Source organism: Chitinophaga sp., assembly GCF_036566945.1.
In the GTDB taxonomy this organism is placed as follows: domain Bacteria; phylum Bacteroidota; class Bacteroidia; order Chitinophagales; family Chitinophagaceae; genus Chitinophaga.
In genome coordinates this window covers 1-3,562 of sequence record NZ_DATCVJ010000995.1, presented here as the reverse complement: position 1 = coordinate 3,562, position 3,562 = coordinate 1, and the positions used below count along the sequence as shown (strand labels likewise).

Here is a 3,562-nt window from a genome sequence, read left to right as displayed (position 1 = left end):
CATTTTACATTTCTTCATAAACACGCTGATGTACTGAGGAAATTGGGAGAAGACGATTTCCGCATATTTAATCTTGGAAATCCGGCGTTGGATAAATTTGTTAATTGCCCAAGGCTAGACAAAGGGGAAGTGCTTCCAATAAAGGAGTTTAACATTGGCGATGCTCCTTACCTGGTACTGATACAACATCCAATCCTTGCAGAAGCCGATGAAGCTGGCGCTCAGATGCAGGAAACATTGTCAGCTATTCATAAATCCGGATACAAATGTTTCATTAATTACCCCAATTCGGATCCGGGAAATTTTGCGATCATAGAGAAAATTAATGAATACACTACTTTATATCCGGAGCAATTCAGTTCGTTTAAAAATCTGGATCGGTTGAATTACATTAATCTACTTCGATATGCCAGCTGCCTGATCGGTAATTCGAGCTCAGGGATCGTAGAAGCGCCTTCTATAGGATTACCTGTCATTAACATAGGATTGCGTCAGCGTGGTCGTTTTAGCGCCGGAAATGTTATCTATACAGAATATGACAGCGAAGAAATTTATATCGCAATTATAAAGTCCGTAACAGATATAGCGTATCGCGACCAGGTAAAGAAAATTAATAACCCTTATGGGGATGGCAATAGTGCCGGAAAAATTAGTGAAGTGCTTAGTACTATTCAAATAGATAAAGAGCTGATTCATAAAAATATTACATACAAAATATAATCAACACCATTTATGTCAAATGTTATTGTAGTATCAGCACATCCGGATGATGAAGTATTAGGTGCAGGCGGAACTTTACTGAAGCATGTCGCTAAAGGTGATCAGGTACACTGGCTGATAATTACCAATGTATTGGAAGAATATGGTTTTTCGGCAGAAAGAGTAAAAAGCAGACAGGAAGAAATCGTGGAAGTCGCCACAAAAATGGGATTTACATCCACTATTAAACTGGACTATCCTACTATGCTACTGCATCCCGGTATGATTATAGATATGGTACCCAAAATATCTGATGTTTTCCATCAGGTAAAACCAGAAACTATATATGTAATGAACAGATCGGATGCGCATAGTGATCATAGAGTAATTTTTGATGCAGTGGTAGCGTGTACTAAATCATTCAGATATCCTTTCATCAGGAAGGTATTAATGTATGAATGTTTATCTGAAACGGAGTTTGCACCCGCATTGCCGGAAAGAGTATTCATGCCTAATTATTACGTCGATATATCAGAATATCTGGAAAAAAAGCTGGAAGTTATGGAGATATACGAATCAGAATTAGGTCCGCATCCTTTCCCCAGAAGTCTCGACAACATCCGGGCACTTGCACATTTCAGAGGAGCATCTGTAGGAACACACTATGCAGAAGCGTTTCAATTAATAAAATTTATTGATAAGCAATAATGGAATTCCGCAAACATTTAATTTTTGAAGTCGAAGGTGTTACCGATGCATTTAAGAAGTTGAATGCTTTGGGGGTTGATGCTATACTTTTTGTCGTAGATCAGCAAGAAAGACTAATAGGCTCTCTGACGGATGGAGATGTGCGAAGGGGATTTATTAATGGGCATACTCTTACAGATCGCATTACAGAATTTATCCAGCCTAATCCTGTTTATATAAAAATTGGGGACTATGCACTTGCTGATATTGATAACTATCGGCGCCGAAATCTGAAGATTATTCCGATTGTTGATAAGGCGCATAGAATTGTTGACATCCTCAACCTCAGGACGAAGGCTTCTATGTTGCCAGTCGATGCGGTTATTATGGCTGGAGGAAAAGGTGAACGCCTGATGCCACTAACCGAAAACTGTCCGAAACCATTGTTGAAAGTAGGAGATAAACCCATCATAGAACATAATGTTGACCGCCTTATCTATTTTGGTATTAATAGGATTACCATATCCATCAGGTATCTTGGTGAGCAAATAAAGAATTATTTCAGAGATGGATCCGCAAAAGATGTGGCCATTGATTATGTTGAAGAAGAAGAGCCGCTGGGAACATTTGGTGCTTTAAGTTTGATTGAAAATTTTTCGTCTGATCACATTATATTAATGAATTCAGATCTGTTGACGAATATTGACTATGCAGATTTTTATAAATCATATCTTGAATCAGGGGCAGATCTGATGGTTGCCAGCATTCCCTATCAGGTAAAGGTCCCATATGCAGTACTTGAGATAGAAGGAAATCAGGTGATTTCTTTTGATGAGAAGCCAACATATAACTACTATTCGAATGGGGGGATTTATCTCTTTAACAGACTATTATTGTCACATCTGACCAAAGGGGCGTTCTTTAATGCTACAGACTTTATGGAAATGTTGATAGCAAAAAGTAAAAAGGTTTCACATTATCCCATACTTGGCTATTGGTTGGACATAGGAAAACCGCAGGATTTCGTGCAGGCCCAAGAAGATATAAAGCATATTAAATTGTAATATGAAACCATTATTTATAATACCGGCAAGAGGTGGATCAAAAGGTATCCCGGGGAAAAATATAAAGCTTTTGAATAAAAAGCCTTTGATTTACTATAGTATCGATATAGCAAGAATGTTAACACATGATGATAACATTTGTGTCTCAACTGATGATCAGGAAATAATTAATAAGGTTAAAGATTATGGTTTAAAAGTTCCGTTTAAAAGGCCAGCGGAGCTTGCGACTGATACGATCGGGACTTATGATGTATGCTTGCATGCCCTGGATTTTTACGAGAAAAAAGGACAATATCATGATATTATAGTAGTTCTTCAGCCAACATCGCCTTTTAGAAAAGTTTCGGATGTAAGGAAAGCTTTGGATTTATATAATGCCGAACTTGAAATGATCGTTTCCGTTAAGGAAACGACGGCGAACCCTTATTATTTATTGTTTGAGGAAAACGAGAACGGATTTCTTGTTAAGTCCAAACCCGGCGACTTTGTAAGGAGGCAGGATTGCCCTAAAGTTTGGGAATATAATGGAGCAGTTTATGTTATTAATGTAGAAGCAATTAAGAGCAAATCAATCTCACAATTTGAAAGAATCAAGAAAATGGAAATGGATGAGTACGCTTCAGTTGATTTAGATGTGCCGTTAGATTGGCTATGGGCAGAATTTCTAATTGAACAAGGATTGATAGGAGAAAATCTTACGGATCTTGATGTCCGCAAGTGAATGAGTCACATTTGTAATGAATTATGAAGTTTATGAAGCCTAGTATACTTTTCTTTGCGAGAGATTATCAACAGTTTCTTTTCCCAAAATTGGTATCAGAAAAGTACGATTCCTTGTATGTAACAATGACAAGAAGCGAAAGCAAAGAGCTTGAGCAGCAAGGAATAATTTCCGTAGGCTGTTTTGAGGATTTTTATGCCCTTCATTGTCAGGAACAGGAATCTACATTAGAAGATTCATCATCAGCCTATTTGGTTACTTCTTTTTTTGCCGACAGATTTATGGGTAAGCTGAGACAGCCTGAGCGTCGAAAAATACTTAGTATAGAACGCAGATTTTGGGCTGAAATTTTTGACAAATATCAGCCGGTTGCAGTTGTAAATGAAATTGT

At 37.7% G+C, this 3,562-nt stretch carries 5 protein-coding genes; all 5 read left to right on the top strand.

What is annotated here, in order from left to right; translation table 11 throughout:
• The coding region (locus tag VIP81_RS29790; RefSeq protein ID WP_331970415.1) for a UDP-N-acetylglucosamine 2-epimerase at positions 1-720 on the top strand (720 nt) is incomplete at its 5' end.
• A gap of 12 nt (positions 721-732) precedes the next feature.
• Positions 733-1,407, top strand: coding sequence for a PIG-L deacetylase family protein (locus VIP81_RS29785; protein ID WP_331970412.1), 675 nt, complete (start codon positions 733-735; stop codon positions 1,405-1,407).
• Complete coding sequence (locus VIP81_RS29780; protein ID WP_331970409.1) at positions 1,407-2,450, top strand: nucleotidyltransferase family protein; 1,044 nt, start codon at positions 1,407-1,409, stop codon at positions 2,448-2,450. The genes VIP81_RS29785 and VIP81_RS29780 overlap by 1 nt, the downstream gene beginning before the upstream one ends.
• 1 nt (position 2,451) lies before the next feature.
• Positions 2,452-3,171 carry an acylneuraminate cytidylyltransferase family protein gene (locus tag VIP81_RS29775; RefSeq protein ID WP_331970406.1) on the top strand — a complete coding sequence of 240 codons (720 nt, stop codon included), beginning with the start codon at positions 2,452-2,454 and terminating at the stop codon, positions 3,169-3,171.
• Positions 3,172-3,203: 32 nt separating this feature from the next.
• Positions 3,204-3,562, top strand: a 359-nt coding sequence (locus tag VIP81_RS29770; RefSeq protein WP_331970402.1) for a hypothetical protein, incomplete at its 3' end; no start/stop codon positions are given.